This is a genomic window from Pseudoxanthomonas sp. SGT-18, from assembly GCF_003931645.1.
Lineage (GTDB): Bacteria > Pseudomonadota > Gammaproteobacteria > Xanthomonadales > Xanthomonadaceae > Pseudoxanthomonas.
The window spans coordinates 74,489-91,504 of the sequence record NZ_RRYJ01000003.1 but is presented as its reverse complement, the minus strand read 5'-3'; the positions used below and the strand labels follow the sequence as shown (position 1 = coordinate 91,504).

The following is a 17,016-nucleotide window of genomic DNA, read 5'->3' as shown; positions in this document are numbered from 1 at the left end:
CGCCCATCCCCAACCGGGCGCCGCATCCGGTATCGTGCGCGTCCTATGGACCACGCTCCCCCACGAGCCGCCCGGCGCCGTGCCCGGCCCGGATCCGGCGTTGCCCGCCTGTTCCGCTACCTCTACCGCGTCCCGCTGCTGCTGCTGCACCTGCTGCTGCCGCTGCCGCTGACCGTGCTGTGCCAGGTCACGCCGCTGGCGCGCCTGCGCTGGGGCGGCGAGACCCTGGGCGACCGCGCGGTGCGCGCCTGGTCGGGCGGGCTGATGTGGGTGTTCGGCTTCCGCCTGGTGCGGATCGGCCAGCCGCTGCCGGGGCCGGTGCTGTTCGTGGCCAACCACGTCAGCTGGGTCGACATCGAGATGCTGCACAGCCAGCGCATGATGGGCTTCGTCGCCAAGCGCGAGATCGCCGGCTGGCCGGTGGTCGGCTGGCTGGCCACCCTGGGCCAGACCATCTACCACCAGCGCGGCAACACCGACTCGCTGGCCGGGGTGATCGCGGTGATGCTCGAGCGCCTGCGCCAGGGCCGCGCGGTCGGCGTGTTCCCGGAAGGGCGCACCCGCGACGGCAGCGCGGTCGGCCCGTTCCACGCGCGCATCTTCCAGGCCGCGGTCGAGGCCGGCGTGCCGGTGCAGCCGGTGGCGCTGCGCTACGGCGAGCGCGGTGACGCGCAGACGGTGGTGGCGTTCGGTCCGCGCGAGAGCTTCGTGGCCAACTTCCTGCGCCTGCTGGGCGAACCGGCGCGGCGCGCCGAGGTGCATTTCCTCGAGCCGATCGCGCCGGGCCAGGTCGAGGGGCGCCGCCGCCTGGCCGAGTTGTCGCGCGAACGCATCGTGGCGGTGATGGAACGCTGATCCGGGCGCCGGGCACTTGCGCCGTCCGCGTCGTCCGGCGAATGATTGCCGGTGAAACTGCAAGTCCCGCTCCCCCGGATGCTGACCGCCGCCGACTTCCAGCCGCCGCGCCTGCTGCGCAATCCGCACGTGCAGTCGGTGCTGGGCTCCAGCGCCCTGCGCCGCCACCGCGGCCTGCGCGCGCTGGCCGCCAGCGGCGCCCAGACCCGCGAACTGATCCTGGACGGCGGCAACGGCGTGCGCCTGCAGGGCTGGCACAGCCGGGTGCCGGGCGTGCAACCGCGCGGCATGGCCCTGCTGCTGCATGGCTGGGAAGGCAGCGCCGAGTCCGGGTACATGCGCATGGCCGCCGCGCGCCTGCTCGGCTGCGGGCTGGAAGTGTTCCGCCTGAACTTCCGCGACCACGGCGGCACCCACCACCTCAACGAGGACCTGTTCCACTCCAACCGCCTGGACGAGGTGGTGCACGCGGCCGCCGACATGGTGGCGCGGCTGCGGGTGCGCGACCTGGTGGTGGCCGGCTACTCGCTGGGCGGCAACTTCGCCCTGCGCCTGGGCCTGCGCGCGGCGGTGGCGGGGCTGCCGCTGCGCCACATCGCCGCGGTCTGCCCGCTGGTGGACCCGGCCAGGACCATGGACCACATGGAACGCGCGCCGCAGATCTACGACTGGTACTTCCGGCGCAAGTGGCGCAGTTCGCTGCTGCGCAAGCGCGAACTGTTCCCGGACCGCTACGGCTACGACGACGCCACCCTGCGCCTGGACATGCGCGGGCTGATGGGCTGGCTGGCCCAGCGCCACGCCGGCTTCGGCTCGGTCGAGGCCTACTTCGACAGCTATTCGATCGCCGGCCGGCGCCTGGCCGCGCTGGACGTGCCGGCCGACATCCTGATGTCGCGCGACGACCCGGTGATCCCGATCGACCATTTCCAGGACTGGCAGCTGCCGGCCTGCGCGCGGCTGGAGGTGGCGTCCTGGGGCGGCCACTGCGCGTTCCTGGAGAGCCTCAACGGCGACGGTTTCGCCGAGCGCTGGGTGGCCGAACGCCTGTGCGCGGCACTGCCGGCCGGCTGAGCCCCGCGCCTTCCGGTCCGCGCCGGCGCGGCCTCGGCTACGCTGTGGCCCACCACCACAGGGAGGCAGACACATGCGCATCTGGAGCGACAGTTTCCCCGCCGGCGGCCCGATCGCCGCCGAATTCGCGCTGGGCGCGATCGACGGCTTTGGCGGCAACCGCAACCCGCACCTGGCCTGGGACGGGGTGCCGGAGGGCACCGGCTCGCTGGTGCTGCTGTGCATCGACCCGGACGCGCCGACCGTGCCGGAGACCGTGGGTCGCGAGGACATGGAGATCCCGGTGGAGCAGCCGCGCACCGAGTTCGTGCACTGGGCCATGGTCGACATCGCCCCGGCGGTGGTGGCGATCGAGGCCGGCAGCTGCAGCGACCGCCCGACCCGCGGCGGCAAGCGCCAGCCGCCGGGCCCGGAAGGCGCGCGCCAGGGGCTGAACGACTACACCGGCTGGTTCGCCGGCGACGCGCACATGGGCGGCGACTACTACGGCTACGACGGCCCGTACCCGCCATTCAACGACGCCCGCGTGCACCGCTATTTCTTCCGCCTGTTCGCCCTGGACGTGCCGCGGCTGGACGTGCCCGACCGCTTCACCGCCGCCGACGCGCTGCGCGCCATGCAGGGCCACGTGCTGGGCGAGGCCGCGGTGCACGGCACCTACACCCTCAACAGCCGCCTGGGCTGAGCCTGCGCGCGGCGCCGGGGTGGAGAAGATCGACCTCAAGCGCAGCCTGGGGCCGCTGTACCGGCCGGCCCCGGGCATCGTCGAGCTGGACGTGCCCGCGTCCGGCTTCCTGATGGTCGACGGCCGCGGCGACCCGGACACCGCGCCGGCCTGGCGCGAGGCCGTGGAGGCGCTGTACGCCGTGGCCTACGCGGTGAAGTTCGCGCTGAAGCGGCGGCGCGCGCTGGACTACGTGGTGATGCCGCTGGAGGCGCTGTGGTGGTCGGACGACCTGTCCAGCTTCGTCCGCGGCGACCGCGCTGCCTGGCAATGGACCGCGATGATCATGCAGCCGCCGGAGGCGGACGCGGACCTGGTCGCCGAAGCGGTGGCCGGCGTGCGCGCGAAGAAGGCGCTGCCGGCGCTGCGGCGGCTGCGCCTGGAGAGCTTCGCCGAAGGGCGTTGCGCGCAGCTGCTGCACGTCGGTCCGTACCGGGACGAGGGGCTGGCCATCGCCCGCCTGCACGCCTGGATCTGCGAGCGTTCGGCGCTGCGCGGGCGCCACCACGAGATCTACCTCGGCGATCCGCGCCGCAGCCGGCCGGAGAAGCTGAAGACCCTGCTGCGCCAGCCGATGGCATGAGCCGCCATGCCGGCCGCGGCGGCGTGTCCGGCCGCGGGCGGCTGCCGCGCGGCGCGGTTACTGCGCCGGCATCAACACCAGCAGGGCGGTGCCCAGCAGGATCCGGTAGACGGCGAAGCCGGTGAAGCGGTGGGCCTTGATGTAGCCCATCAGCCAGCGCACCACGCCGAAACCGGTCGCGGCGGCGGCGGCGAAGGCCAGGGCCACGCCGGCCCAGTCCTCGCCGCCGAGCCCGCCTTCCATGGCCAGTTCCAGGAAGGCGTAGGCGCTGGCCGCGAACATGGTCGGGATGCCGACCAGGAACACGAACTCGGCGGCGGAGGCGCGCCGGCTGGTGCCGGCCAGCATGGCCATGAAGATCGCCGCGGCCGAGCGCGAGGTGCCGGGGAACACACCGGCCACGCCACGGTATCCCGGACTTCCAGCCGAGGACCCACGCGATGAGCACCGATTACGAGAAACGCCTTCTGCAATGGCTGCAGGACGCCTATGCGATGGAGCAGGCGGCACCTGTCGGTCAATGCGCACGAACCGATCAAGGACACCGGCCTGCGCCGGACCTATCCGAATTGGCTCTCGCGCGAGGGCGCGCGCGGCATGGAGTACAACGCCTGGGGGCAACCGCCCAATCCTCCCGCGCACGAGGTCGACCTGGTGTTCACGCGGCTGCTGTCCGGGCCGATGGACTACACCCCCGGCATCCTCAGCCTGAAGGGACGCGGCGGCCAGCCGATCCCCAGCACCCTCGCCCGCCAACTGGCGCTGTACGTGACCATCTACAGCCCGATCCAGATGGCCGCCGACCTGCCGGAACATTACGAACGGCACCGCGAGGCGTTCCGCTTCATCGAGGACGTCGCCGTGGACTGGGACGATACGCGCGTGCTCAACGGCGAGGTCGGCGACTACGTGACGATCGCGCGCAAGGATCGCCATAGCCGCGACTGGTTCGTCGGCAGCATCACCGACGAACATGGCCGCGTATTGCCGATCGATCTCTCCTTCCTCGAGCCGGGCGTTCGCTACCGCGCCGAGATCTACCGCGACGGCGACACCGCCGACTACCGCAGCAACCCGTTCGCATTCGTGCGCGAAACGCGCGAGGTGGGCAGCGCGGACCGGTTGGAGTTGAAACTGGCGCCGGGCGGCGGCGAGGCGATCCGGTTCGTGCCGCTGGGGCCGGCGCGCTAGCGCGAGCTTCAAGTTCGTCATCCCCGCGCAGGCGGGGATCCAGGGACTTTCGTGCCGATCACGGCAAAGTCACTGCCCCCCCGCCCACGCGGGGGCGACGAACAGATTTTCCCCGAACAGCAGTGCGCTTGCGGCGGAGATGACGCGTTTTGTTGACCGCTCTCAGTCCGGCCGCAGCCTCAGCAACGCCGCATCCAGCACGCGCGGCGCCACCCTGCCGTCGGCACCGCCGAAACTCGCGCTGCCGCCTCCCGGGGTGAGCTCGCGGTATCCGCCGTCGTAGTCCCAGGTCGTCACGTACACCGTCGCGCCGCGCAGGTCGTCGGGATCGCCCAGCGCATCGGCCGGCAGCGTGATCGTGATGCGGCGCGCGGCCCTGTCCACCTCCAGTTGCGCCCCGGGCGACACCGGCGTGCCTTCATGATCGGCAGCGGCGCCGTCGGCGCCGGTCAGCGCGTTGGCCCAGCCGCCGATGCGCAGCCGGTAGTTCCAGTGCAGGCCGTCGGGCAGCGTCGCGTTCTGCAGCGGCATCAGCGTCGCGCCCGATCGTCCCGGCAGGCCGAGGTAGACGGTGAAGGCGACGTGGTCGAAGCCGTTCGGCGCGTTCCATTCCGAGACCACGCTGTGCATCTCCAGTTCCAGCCGCAGCGAACCGCCGCTGGTCAGCGCCCGCACGCGGCGCAGGTCGCCGGGCCGCTCGCGGCTCCAGCCCGGATCGGCGGGATAGCGGTAGCGCCCGTCCGGCCCGGCGTCGTCGCCCTCGGGATCGTCCTGCTGCGCCAGCAGCCGCCACTCGCGCGCCACCCGGAACGTCGCTGGCGCCGACATCGCGCCGGTCGCCGGTTGCCAGGCGACCAGCCGGTGCCCTGCCTGCGGATCGACCAGCGCGTCGGTGCGCAGCCGCAGCGACCAGCGGCCGTCGTCGCCGGCCTGCGCGACCTGGGCGCGGCCGAGGTCGCCGTCGATCACCAGTCGCACCGGACCGGCGCCCGGCGCGACGCCGCGCACCTCGAAGTCACCTACCTGGTCCGGATCGCCAGGCATCGTGATCGTCATCGCATCCGGAGCGCGCGGGATGCCGCCGCTGGCCGGCGTCGCACGCCACACCCAGCCCGCACGCGGCGGCAGCACCAGGTCCAGGCGCCCGCCCGCACCGACGCGCTGCGCCGGCGCCTCGCCGTCGATCGAGAACAGCGCATCGAGCCGGGTTCCCGCCGCCAGACCGGTCTGCAGTCCGTCCAGTAGCACCGGCCGGTCCGCGGTGTTGAACACGACCAGCGCGCTTTGGTCCGCGGCGTCCATCCGGTAGACCAGCGCGCCCGGCGCCGCCGCCTCGGCGCGCAGCACGCGCGGCGTCCCGCGCGAGAACACCCGGTTCCCGCGGCGAAGCGCGATGGCGCGCTGCAGGTAGCGGTAGAGCGGTGCGTCGCGGTCGAAGTGGTCGCGCCCGCCCGAGCCGTAGCCGGCGGCGAACATCGCGTCGCGCTGGCCGCGGAAGCCCTGCTCGGTGCCGTAGTAGATCACCGGGATGCCGGGCAGCGTCATGACTGCCAGCAGCGCCTGCCGCAACGCCGCTTCGCTGCCGCCGGCCAGGAACCGCTCGACGTCGTGGTTGTCCACGAACGTCGGCATCAGCCACGGATCGGCATGCACGCGCAGCATGTCCTCGATGCGCCAGCCCAGCTCGGCGGCCGGCCGGCCGCGCGCAAATACCTCGCCGAGCGTGCCGTACAGCGGGAAGTTGAGCATGCCCGGCAGCAACGGGCCGTCGGCGTCGCGCGTGTACGCCTCGATCCGCCGCGCCTGGGTGTCGTCGAACGCGCGGTCGATGCCGAAGCCCTCGCCGAACACGTGGAAGCCGGCGCCGCCTGCGAACGGCCGCAGCCGCAGAATGCCCGGCGCCTGCGGGTCGTCGCTGTAGAGGAAATCACGGAAGTAGCGCTCGGGCACGTAGAACGCAGTGTCGACGCGGAACGCATCCACCCCCACCTGCCCGATCCAGTCACCGTAGATGCGGCGCAGCGCGCGGCGCACCTCGGGGTTCTCGGTATTGAGGTCGTCGAGGCCGGCCAGCTGGTAGTCCAGCTCCTGGCGGCGCTCGCCGAAATCGGCGATGTCCGGCGTCCAGTGGTAGATGCCGCGGGCGCGGTCGCGCGGATCGCGCGGATCGTTGTGCTGCAGCGGTGCCGGCCGCACCCGCGTGGCGTCGTGGCGCACGCAACGGCCGGGGGCGGTGCACGAGAAATGGTCGGCAGTGTGGTTGACCACGATGTCCTGCACCAGCCGCATGCCGCGCGCGTGCAGGCCGTCGGCCAGCGCGCGATAGGCCACGAGGTCGCCGAAATGCGGATCGACCCGGGTGAAGTCCTGCGCCCAGTAGCCGTGGTAGCCGCCGTACTGCGCACGCGCGTTCCACCACTGGTTGGCTACCGGCGGGGTGATCCACAGCGCGGTCGCGCCCAGGTCCTGGATGTAGTCGAGCCGCCGCGCCAGCCCGGCGAGATCGCCGCCGCTGAAGCGGCGCGGATCAGCCGGGTCGTATTCGCCGCCGCCCTGGTCGTCGTTGCCCGGATCGCCGTTGTCGAAGCGATCGATCATCGCGAAATAGATGACCTGATCGCGCCAGTCGCGCGCCGGCTCCGTGGGCGCGGCCGCCACGGCCGCGCCGGACAGCCACATGCCGGCCAGGCACGCCAGCTTGTTCATGGTCCGCATGTTTCCTCCCTTCCTGCGCTCCAGCCTCGCCCGGGACCGATGCCCTTCCGCCCGCGGCGGCGCCATGGTGCCTCGTGAAATCGATTCCACCCTGGCTGCGGCCATTGAATACGTATGCAAGAAGGACGCGCGAGGTATGCCGCTGTCTACCATACGTGCCAGTCGCGAACGGACCATTCTGCTGCGTGCAACCCACGTCCAGACAATCACCCGGACGCACAACTCGACATCACAACATTGCCTGGGAGGGGAAAATGTTGAACCACAAGCGCAGCGCGCTGAGCATCGCGCTGGCCGTCGCCCTGACGCCGACGCTGGCCATGGCCCAGTCCGCCACCACGTCTGCCGACACCACCGCGTCCGAGCAGCAGGCCAAGGCCGAAGAAGCCGCCAACCCGCCCGCCGACGGCGCCATCAAGCAGCTCGACTCGGTCACCGTCACCGGCATCCGCCGTGCGATCGAGGCCTCGATCATCACTAAGCAGGCCGAGAACACCATCGTCGAGGCGATCTCGGCCGAGGACATCGGCAAGCTGCCCGACGCCAGCATCGCCGACTCGCTCGCGCGCCTGCCCGGCCTGACCGCGCAGCGCTACGGCGGCCGCCCGCAGGAGATCAACATCCGCGGCTTCGCCGGCGACTTCTCGACCGCGCTGCTCAACGGCCGCGAGCAGGTTAGCTTCGGCAACAACCGCGGCGTGGAGTTCGACCAGTATCCGTCCGAGCTCATGAGCCAGGTGGTGGTGCACAAGACCACCAGCGCCGAGCTGGTCGGCCAGGGCCTGTCGGGCACGGCGAACATGAAGACGGTGCGCCCGCTCGACTACGGCGAGCGCGCCGTCGCGATCAACGTCCGCGGCGACATGAACCGCCTTGGCGACCTGAAAGACTACGGCAACCGCCTCAGCGCCTCCTACATCGACCAGTTCGCCGACGACACCTGGGGCGTGGTGCTCGGGCTGGCGCATATGGACAGCCCCGGCCAGAGCAAGCAGTACGAGTCCTGGGGCTACAGCAACGGCATCATCGGCGGCGGCAATGCCTACCGCTCGGAGATCGACAACAAGCGCGACGGCGTGATGGCCACCGTGCAGTTCAAGCCGAACGACCGCTTCGAGTCCACGCTCGACCTGTTCTATTCTGAGTTCAAGCGCAAGGGATCCAAGTGGGGCCTGCAGTACGGCCTGGCCTACGGCAGCGGCTCCACCCTGGAAAGCGCCGAGTACCAGAACGGCACCACGGTGTCCTCGCAGTGGAGCAACATCTCTCCGGTGGTCGTGCGCAACGACTACAACGAGACCGACGACAAGCTGATCTCGGTCGGCTGGAACAACAAGGTCTCGATCAACGACCACTGGACCGCCACCGCCGACGTCAGCTATTCGCGCGCCAAGCGCGACGAGACCCTGCTCGAAAGCTATGCCGGCCTGGCCGGCGATGCCAGCGACAGCGGCACCTTCACCTACAACAGCAATGGCTGGTACGACAGCTACCTCGGCGCGGACTACGGCGACGCCTCGAACCTGACCTTCTATGACCCGGACAGCTGGGGCGGCGCGCGCGCCCAGGCCGGCTACCTGAAGTATTTCCAGGTCAAGGACACCCTCTCGGCCGTGCGCCTGGACCTGTCGCGCAGCTTCGACAGCGGCTTCATCAGCAACCTGCAGTTCGGCGCCAACCTCACCGACCGGAGCAAGAGCCGCGCCTCCACCGAGTACACCCTGTGCACCACCGCGGCCTGCACCAACAACGTCGAAATGGCCGTGCCGACCCAGTACGTCAAGGGCACCGACTTCAACTTCGCCGGCATCAGCCGGGTGCTGCGCCTTGACGTGCTGGGGATGCTCAATGACGGCGTCTACTACCTGGTCGGCAAGGACGACCCGGACATCAACAACAAGAACTGGCAGGTCGACGAGCAAGTAGCCACCGCCTACGCGCAGCTCAACCTCGACGGAGACCTCGGGCCGGTGTCGGTCAAGGGCAACGTCGGCATCCAGGCGGTCAACGTCGACCAGGAATCGGAGGGCGTCGCCACCTTCGACGGCGTGGCGCTGGGGGACAGCAATACCCAGGGCACCTCCTACACCAACTACCTGCCGAGCATGAACCTGTCGTTCGGCTTCCCGCACGAACAGGTGCTGCGGCTGGGCGCTTCGCGGCAGATGGCGCGCCCGCGCATGGACCAGATGGCGGGCAACGCGGTCTTCAGCTACGACCAGACCAAGCAGAAATGGACCGGCAGCGGCGGCAACCCGAACCTCAAGCCCTGGCTCGCCGATGCCTACGACCTGTCCTACGAGAAGTATTTCGCCGGCGACAAGGGATATTTCAGCGCGGCGTACTTCTTCAAGGACCTGAAGACCTACATCTACAGCCAGACCGTCCAGTACGACTTCAGCCAGCTGCCGATCTCGGCCGAGACCCTGGCCTCGTACTCGTCCAGCACGATCGGCGAATACACCCAGCCGGTCAACGGCGAAGGCGGCAAGATCCGCGGCTACGAGCTGGCATTGTCGGTGCCGCTGGACATCCTGTGGTCGCCGCTGGAAGGCTTCGGCATCGTCGCCAACTACTCCGACACCACCAGCGAGATCCACCCCGACGGCCCGGGCACCACCCAGCCGCTGCCGGGCCTTTCCAAGTACGTCTCCAGCATCACCGCCTACTACGAGCGCCACGGGTTCTCGGCCCGCATCAGCAGCCGCCACCGCTCGCAGTTCCTGGGCGAGGTGCAGGGCTACGGCGGCGACCGCGAGCGGGTGATGTTCGGCAAGGAAACCGTGACCGATCTGCAGCTCGGCTACACCTTCCAGAGCGGCCGGCTGGCCAACCTGTCGCTGCTGCTGCAGGTCAACAACCTGGAGAACGAGCCGTTCCGCTCCAACAACGACTCGCTCAACGAGCGCGTCAACAAGTACTACGAGTACGGCCGCACCTACCTGCTGGGCGCGAACTACCGCTTCTGATCCTCCAGCCTGGATGCATGCACGGCCCGCCGCTCACCACGGCGGGCTTTTTTTGGACGCCCCGCTTCGAGCACCACCGCGACGGCCCCTGCTTGTCGCAGGAGGGACTTCAGTCCCGACGGGCTCTACCGCAAAGCGTCGGACTGAAGTCCCTCCTGCGACAAGCCCCGCTGCCGTGTCGGCGGAATCGTCCACAACGAACGCAAACGGCGCCAAAGCAAAAGGCCACGGAGCACATCCGTGGCCTTCTTCGTGCAGCGATGTTCGTCCGGCCTCAGGCCTGCCTGGCGAAGAACGCCGAATAACCGGGTAACGCCAATCCTTCGCCGCGCACTTCCCCGCTCGCCGGCCCCGGCGCGTCGAGCCGCTCCCAGCGTCCCGCCGGCAGCGGCGCGACTGCGGCCTCGGGCGAGAGATTGAACGCCACCAGGAGCATCTCGCCCTGCAGCTCGCGCCGGAACATCAGCACCGGTTCCGGCGCATCCACGAACTCGATTGCCCCGGCCACCAAGGCAGGCTGGGTCTTGCGCCAGGCCAGGAACGCACGGAACGCGTTCAGGACCGAGCCCGGGTCCGGCTCCTGCACCTGTACCGCGTGCGTCCGGTGCTCGGCCGCGATCGGCAGCCACGGCTTGCCGGTGGTGAAGCCCGCGAGCGGCTCGTCCCGCCACGGCATCGGCGTGCGGCAACCGTCGCGCCCCTTGAAGTTGGGCCAGAAGGTGATGCCGTAGGGATCCTGCAGCGCCTCGAACGGCACTTCCGCCTCGCCCAGGCCGAGTTCCTCGCCCTGGTACACGCAGACCGAGCCGCGCAGCGAGCACAGCATCGCGACCAGCATCTTCGCCAGTTCGGGCCGCGCCGGCTTCCCGCCCCAGCGGGTCACCGCGCGCTGCACGTCGTGGTTGGAGATCGCCCAGCACGGCCAGCCATCGCGCATCGTCGCTTCCAGGCGCTCCACCGTCCCGCGGATGTAGGAAGCGCTGAAATCGTCCACCAGCAGCTCGAAGCTGTAGCCCATGTGCAGGCGCCCCGGCGCGGTGTACTCGGCGGTGGTCGCCAGCGAATCCTCCGAGGAAATCTCGCCGAGCGTCACCGTACCCGGGTACCGGTCCAGCAACCCGCGCAAGCGCTCGAGGAACCCGAGGTTCTCCGGCTGGGTGTTGTTGTAGTAGTGGTACTGGAACGCGTACGGATTGTCGGGGCTGAAGCCCCGCCCCAACCGCAGCTCCATCGGCTTGGCCGGGTTGTCGCGCAGCGCGGGATCGTGGAAGCAGAAGTTGATCGAATCCAGCCGGAACCCGTCCACGCCCCGGTCCAGCCAGAACTTCACGTAGTCCAGCGTGGCTTGCTGCACTTCCGGATTATGGAAGTTCAGGTCCGGCAACGACGCCCGCGTGCACCGCTATTTCTTCCGCCTGTTCGCCCTGGACGTGCCGCGGCTGGACGTGCCCGACCGCTTCACCGCCGCCGACGCGCTGCGCGCCATGCAGGGCCACGTGCTGGGCGAGGCCGCGGTGCACGGCACCTACACCCTCAACAGCCGCCTGGGCTGAGCCTGCGCGCGGCGCCGGGGTGGAGAAGATCGACCTCAAGCGCAGCCTGGGGCCGCTGTACCGGCCGGCCCCGGGCATCGTCGAGCTGGACGTGCCCGCGTCCGGCTTCCTGATGGTCGACGGCCGCGGCGACCCGGACACCGCGCCGGCCTGGCGCGAGGCCGTGGAGGCGCTGTACGCCGTGGCCTACGCGGTGAAGTTCGCGCTGAAGCGGCGGCGCGCGCTGGACTACGTGGTGATGCCGCTGGAGGCGCTGTGGTGGTCGGACGACCTGTCCAGCTTCGTCCGCGGCGACCGCGCTGCCTGGCAATGGACCGCGATGATCATGCAGCCGCCGGAGGCGGACGCGGACCTGGTCGCCGAAGCGGTGGCCGGCGTGCGCGCGAAGAAGGCGCTGCCGGCGCTGCGGCGGCTGCGCCTGGAGAGCTTCGCCGAAGGGCGTTGCGCGCAGCTGCTGCACGTCGGTCCGTACCGGGACGAGGGGCTGGCCATCGCCCGCCTGCACGCCTGGATCCGCGAGCGTTCGGCGCTGCGCGGGCGCCACCACGAGATCTACCTCGGCGATCCGCGCCGCAGCCGGCCGGAGAAGCTGAAGACCCTGCTGCGCCAGCCGATGGCATGAGCCGCCATGCCGGCCGCGGCGGCGTGTCCGGCCGCGGGCGGCTGCCGCGCGGCGCGGTTACTGCGCCGGCATCAGCACCAGCAGGGCGATGCCGAACAGGATCCGGTACACGGCGAAGCCGGTGAAGCGGTGCGCCTTGATGTAGCCCATCAGCCAGCGCACCACGCCGAAACCGGTCGCGGCGGCGGCGGCGAAGGCCAGGGCCACGCCGGCCCAGTCCTCGCCGCCGAGCCCGCCTTCCATGGCCAGTTCCAGGAAGGCGTAGGCGCTGGCCGCGAACATGGTCGGGATGCCGACCAGGAACACGAACTCGGCGGCGGAGGCGCGCCGGCTGGTGCCGGCCAGCATGGCCATGAAGATCGCCGCGGCCGAGCGCGAGGTGCCCGGGAACACGCCGGCCACGACCTGGGCCAGGCCGACCAGGACCGCGACCTTCCAGCTGATCGTGGCCACGTCGCCGCGCTTTCCCGCGTAGTGCTCGGCCACCAGCATCCAGATGCCGCCCAGCACCAGCGCCCAGGCGATCGGAGTCACCGTCTCCGGCAGTTCCCAGCCGGCCAGGCGCACCGGCAGGCCGACCAGCGCGGTAACCAGGAACGCGACCGCCAGCTTGGCCACGTAGTCGCGGGTGGCCGGGTCGCCGAGGCTGGTCGCCAGCTCCCACAGCCGGCGCCGGAACACCAGGGTCACGGCGAGGATCGCGCCGGCCTGGATCACGATGTTGAAGAAGTCCGAACGCGCGCCCAGCCAGTGCTGGGCGATCAGCAGGTGCCCGGTGCTGGAGATGGGCAGGAATTCCGTCAGTCCTTCGAGGATGCCCAGCAGCAGGGCGGAGAGCAGTTCGGACACGTGGCGGCGTCGTCGGTTGGGAGGGCGGCCCCAGCATACGCGAGCAAATGCTGCACTGGCACATCCCCAAAAAGGTGCATTGCTCGCACCAAAATAATGCACCTGTTTGGTGCCTCGTTCCCCTTCCCGGACCGGAAGTTCAGTCAAATCAACCGCTTGTGACGAGTGTGATGGTTGGCACGGACCCTGCTACGGAACGGGTACCCATCAACCCGAGGTTGCACAGCGATGTCCGTGGAAAACGTTGAGAAGCTGATCAAGGACAACAAGGTCGAGTTCGTCGACCTGCGATTCGTCGACATGCGCGGCATGCAGCAGCACGTCACCTTCCCGGCCAGTATCATCGAGGACTCGCTGTTCGAGGACGGCAAGATGTTCGACGGCTCCTCGATCGCAGGCTGGAAGGGCATCAACGAGTCGGACATGCTGCTGATGCCGGATCCGGAGACCGCGCTGCTGGATCCGTTCGCCGCCGACCCGACCCTGGTCCTGACCTGCGACGTGCTCGACCCGGCGACCATGCAGGCCTACGCGCGCTGCCCGCGCGGCGTGGCCAAGCGCGCCGAGGCCTACCTGAAGTCCTCGGGCATCGCCGACGCCGCGTTCTTCGGCCCGGAGCCGGAGTTCTTCATCTTCGACGCGGTGCGCTTCGCCAACGACATGGGCCACACCTTCTTCGAGATCGAGTCCGAGGAGGCGGCCTGGAACAGCGGCACCAAGTACGAGACCGGCAACACCGGCTACCGCCCGGGCGTGAAGGGCGGCTACTTCCCGGTCGCCCCGCACGACTCGCTGCACGACCTGCGCGCGGAGATGTGCAAGGTGCTGGAGGAGGCCGGCATCCCGGTCGAGGTCCACCACCACGAGGTGGCCACCGCCGGCCAGTGCGAGATCGGCACCCGCTTCAACACCCTGGTGCGCAAGGCCGACGAGCTGCTGACCCTGAAGTACATCGTCAAGAACGTCGCCCACCGCAACGGCAAGACCGCCACCTTCATGCCCAAGCCGATCGTCGGCGACAACGGCAGCGGCATGCACGTGCACCAGTCGCTGTCCAAGGACGGCAAGAACCTGTTCTCCGGCGACGGCTACGGCGGCCTGTCGCAGCTGGCGCTGTGGTACATCGGCGGCATCTTCAAGCACGCCCGCGCGATCAACGCCTTCGCCAACGCCGGCACCAACAGCTACAAGCGCCTGGTCCCGGGCTTCGAGGCGCCGGTGATGCTGGCCTACTCGGCGCGCAACCGCTCGGCCTCCTGCCGCATCCCGTGGGTGTCCAGCCCGAAGGCCCGCCGCATCGAGATCCGCTTCCCCGACCCGCTGCAGTCCGGCTACCTGACCTTCACCGCGCTGATGATGGCCGGCCTGGACGGCATCAAGAACCAGATCGACCCGGGTGCGCCGAGCGACAAGGACCTGTACGACCTGCCGCCGGAGGAAGAGAAGAACATCCCGAAGGTCTGCTCCAGCCTCGACCAGGCGCTGGAGGCGCTGGACGCGGACCGCGAGTTCCTCAAGGCCGGTGGCGTCATGAGCGACGACTTCATCGACGGCTACATCGCGCTGAAGATGCAGGAAGTCACCAAGTTCCGCGCGGCCACGCACCCGCTGGAATACCAGCTGTACTACGGCAACTGACCGGCTGCGGCGCGGGGGCGACCCCGCGCCGCAGCCGCATCCGTGCGCGATACCGCCGTCCGCCAGGGGGCCGGGCGGCAGTGGAAGGAGAGAGAAGCGAAGCAAGCAAAGGGGATTCCCGGGCCTGCATGACCTCCCCCAAGAAGTCGGATGCAGCCTGCGAATCGGTGCGCCGCCGCCGTCACGGAGCGGCCATGTCGAAAGGGAACGGCCGGGCCACCCGGCCCGGCCGCTCCCGGAGTTCCGAACGCCGGCCGCAATGGCCGGAACCTCCACCATCGGGATGCGAACATGAAACTGATCACCGCAATCATCCGGCCGTTCAAGCTTGACGAGGTGCGCGAAGCCCTCGCCCAGGCTGGCGTGTCCGGCATCACCGTGACCGAGGTCAAGGGCTTCGGTCGCCAGAAGGGGCACACCGAGCTGTACCGGGGCGCCGAGTACGTCGTCGACTTCCTGCCCAAGATCAAGATCGAGACGGTCGTGACCGACGACCGCGTCGACGCCGTGCTGGAAGCCATCCAGCAGTCGGCGGGCACCGCCAAGATCGGCGACGGCAAGATCTTCGTCACCGCCGTCGAGCAGGTCATCCGCATCCGCACCGGCGAGATCGGCGCGGACGCGCTCTAACCCCACCCCGGAGAGAACCATGAAGACGCGATTCCTGGCCGGGTGGAAGACCCGGTTCTATTCCGTGTGCCTGATGATGCTGGTTTCGGCGCTGGCGACCACCGCCTTCGCCGCCCAAGCGCAGGAAACCGCCGCGCCGCCGGCCGAGGAAGCCGCCGCGGCGGTCGCCGCCGCCGCCGATGCCACGGCCGACGCCGCTGCCGCGGTCGGGGAAGCGGCCGCCGAGCCCGCCGCCGCCGAGGAGGCGCCGGCCGAGGAGGAGGCGAGCCTGGATTCGGGCGATACCGCCTGGATGCTGACCTCGACCCTGCTGGTGCTGCTGATGATCGTGCCCGGCCTGGCCCTGTTCTACGGCGGCCTGGTGCGCAGCAAGAACGTGCTGTCGGTGCTCAGCCAGGTGCTGGTGGTGGCCTCGATCGTGATCGTGCTGTGGGCCTTCTACGGCTACAGCGCGGTGTTCACCGAGGGCAACGCCTTCTTCGGCTCGTTCACCGAGAAGTCGTTCCTCAAGGGCATCGGCGTCGACACCCTCAGCGGCACCATCCCGGAGCTGCTGTTCGTGGCCTTCCAGTCCACCTTCGCCGCCATCACCACCGCGCTGATCGTCGGCGCCTTCGCCGAGCGCATCAAGTTCAAGGCGGTGCTGCTGTTCTCGGTGCTGTGGTTCACCTTCAGCTACCTGCCGATGGCGCACATCGTGTGGGGCGGCGGCTACCTGGGCGAGCTGGGCGCGATCGACTTCGCCGGCGGCACCGTGGTGCACATCAACGCCGGCGTGGCCGGCCTGGTCGGCGCCTACTTCGTCGGCAAGCGCCTGGGCTTCGGCCAGACCGCGCTGAAGCCGCACAACGTGCCGTTCACCTTCATCGGCGCCGCCCTGCTGTGGATCGGCTGGTTCGGCTTCAACGCCGGCTCGGCCGCCGCCGCCGACGGCACCGCCGCCCTGGCCTTCATCAACACCATCCTCGCTACCTCGGCGGCGGTGGTCGGCTGGACCCTGGTCGAGGCCATCAGCAAGGGCAAGCCGTCGGCGCTGGGCGCCGCCTCCGGCGCGGTCGCCGGCCTGGTCGGCATCACCCCGGCCTGCGGCACGGTCGGTCCGCTGGGCGCGATCGTGATCGGCCTGGCCGCCGGCGCGATCTGCGTGTGGGGCGTCACCGGCCTGAAGAAGCTGCTGAACGTGGACGACACCGCCGACGTGTTCGGCGTGCACGGCGTCGGCGGCATCGTCGGCGCGGTCCTGACCGGCGTGTTCACCGCGCCCTCGCTGGGCGGCACCGGCGACGCCGACTTCTCGATCGGCAGCCAGGTCTGGATCCAGGTGGTCAGCATCGGCTTCACCATCGTCTGGTGCGCCGTGGTCACCGTGCTGGCCCTGCTGGTGGCCAAGCTGGTGTTCGGCCTGCGCGTCAACGAGGAGGCCGAGCGCATCGGCCTGGACATCAGCTCGCACGGCGAGTCCGCCTACGAGGTCTGAGTGGCATCGCGCCGCGGGCACAGGCCGCGGCGCGCTTCCTGCAACAACCGCGGTGGCGCCGCCCGGCGCCACCGCCCGATCCCCGCGCGCTGCCCGAGCGGCCGCGCCTGCAATGCGCCGAGGTGAACCGTGTTCC

Annotated in this window: 11 protein-coding genes and 4 pseudogenes; 11 read left to right on the top strand and 4 right to left on the bottom strand. The window is 70.0% G+C overall.

Features of this window, described 5'->3' with window-relative positions:
* Positions 1-45 precede the first annotated feature (45 nt).
* From EIM47_RS05845 to EIM47_RS05830, 4 genes are all read left to right on the top strand, one after another.
* Positions 46-855, top strand: a complete 810-nt coding sequence (locus EIM47_RS05845; RefSeq protein ID WP_019399327.1) for a lysophospholipid acyltransferase family protein — start codon at positions 46-48, stop codon at positions 853-855.
* Between the two features lie 81 nt (positions 856-936).
* A complete protein-coding gene (locus EIM47_RS05840; RefSeq protein ID WP_028914338.1) occupies positions 937-1,929 on the top strand; it encodes an alpha/beta fold hydrolase in 993 nt (330 codons plus the stop codon).
* Positions 1,930-2,002: 73 nt separating this feature from the next.
* On the top strand, positions 2,003-2,614 hold the full coding sequence (locus EIM47_RS05835) for a YbhB/YbcL family Raf kinase inhibitor-like protein (RefSeq protein WP_125076375.1): 612 nt from the start codon (positions 2,003-2,005) through the stop codon (positions 2,612-2,614).
* Between the two features lie 19 nt (positions 2,615-2,633).
* Entirely contained in the window at positions 2,634-3,236 is a 603-nt protein-coding gene (locus EIM47_RS05830; RefSeq protein WP_125076374.1) for a GyrI-like domain-containing protein, read from the top strand.
* 57 nt (positions 3,237-3,293) lie between these two features.
* On the opposite strand, the pseudogene EIM47_RS05825 reads toward EIM47_RS05830, so the two are convergent.
* Positions 3,294-3,638 (bottom strand): annotated as a pseudogene (locus tag EIM47_RS05825) (undecaprenyl-diphosphate phosphatase); the annotation flags it as partial.
* A gap of 96 nt (positions 3,639-3,734) precedes the next feature.
* On the opposite strand from EIM47_RS05825, the pseudogene EIM47_RS05820 reads away from it, so the two are divergent.
* Positions 3,735-4,427 (top strand): annotated as a pseudogene (locus EIM47_RS05820) (glycoside hydrolase family 97 catalytic domain-containing protein); the annotation flags it as partial.
* Positions 4,428-4,589: 162 nt separating this feature from the next.
* Here the strand turns inward: EIM47_RS05820 and EIM47_RS05815 are convergent.
* Positions 4,590-7,133 (bottom strand): alpha-amylase family glycosyl hydrolase, encoded by a 2,544-nt coding sequence (locus EIM47_RS05815; protein WP_164514549.1) that lies wholly within the window; start codon positions 7,131-7,133, stop codon positions 4,590-4,592.
* A gap of 263 nt (positions 7,134-7,396) precedes the next feature.
* Between EIM47_RS05815 and EIM47_RS05810 the strand changes: the two genes are divergently transcribed.
* A complete protein-coding gene (locus EIM47_RS05810) occupies positions 7,397-10,111 on the top strand; it encodes a TonB-dependent receptor (protein WP_125076372.1) in 2,715 nt (904 codons plus the stop codon).
* 274 nt (positions 10,112-10,385) lie between these two features.
* On the opposite strand, the pseudogene EIM47_RS05805 reads toward EIM47_RS05810, so the two are convergent.
* Positions 10,386-11,499 (bottom strand): annotated as a pseudogene (locus EIM47_RS05805) (alpha-amylase family glycosyl hydrolase); the annotation flags it as partial.
* On the opposite strand from EIM47_RS05805, the pseudogene EIM47_RS05800 reads away from it, so the two are divergent.
* Both EIM47_RS05800 and EIM47_RS05795 read left to right on the top strand, forming a co-directional pair.
* Positions 11,494-11,664, top strand: a pseudogene (locus EIM47_RS05800) (YbhB/YbcL family Raf kinase inhibitor-like protein); the annotation flags it as partial. The pseudogenes EIM47_RS05805 and EIM47_RS05800 sit on opposite strands and share 6 nt — an antisense overlap.
* Positions 11,665-11,683: 19 nt before the next feature.
* Complete coding sequence (locus EIM47_RS05795) at positions 11,684-12,286, top strand: GyrI-like domain-containing protein (protein ID WP_028914340.1); 603 nt, start codon at positions 11,684-11,686, stop codon at positions 12,284-12,286.
* A 57-nt stretch (positions 12,287-12,343) separates the two neighbouring features.
* On the opposite strand, the gene EIM47_RS05790 is transcribed toward EIM47_RS05795, so the two are convergent.
* The gene (locus tag EIM47_RS05790) at positions 12,344-13,135 is read right to left on the bottom strand and encodes an undecaprenyl-diphosphate phosphatase (RefSeq protein ID WP_019399323.1); all 792 of its coding nucleotides are present in this window, start codon (positions 13,133-13,135) and stop codon (positions 12,344-12,346) included.
* A gap of 228 nt (positions 13,136-13,363) precedes the next feature.
* On the opposite strand from EIM47_RS05790, the gene glnA reads away from it, so the two are divergent.
* The 3 genes from glnA (at position 13,364) to amt (ending at position 16,880) form a co-directional block, all read left to right on the top strand.
* Positions 13,364-14,773, top strand: a complete 1,410-nt coding sequence (gene glnA / locus EIM47_RS05785; protein ID WP_125076370.1) for a type I glutamate--ammonia ligase — start codon at positions 13,364-13,366, stop codon at positions 14,771-14,773.
* Between the two features lie 291 nt (positions 14,774-15,064).
* Entirely contained in the window at positions 15,065-15,403 is a 339-nt protein-coding gene (locus EIM47_RS05780; protein WP_019399321.1) for a P-II family nitrogen regulator, read from the top strand.
* Positions 15,404-15,422: 19 nt separating this feature from the next.
* The gene (gene amt, locus EIM47_RS05775; RefSeq protein ID WP_026010669.1) at positions 15,423-16,880 is read left to right on the top strand and encodes an ammonium transporter; all 1,458 of its coding nucleotides are present in this window, start codon (positions 15,423-15,425) and stop codon (positions 16,878-16,880) included.
* Positions 16,881-17,016 lie beyond the last annotated feature (136 nt).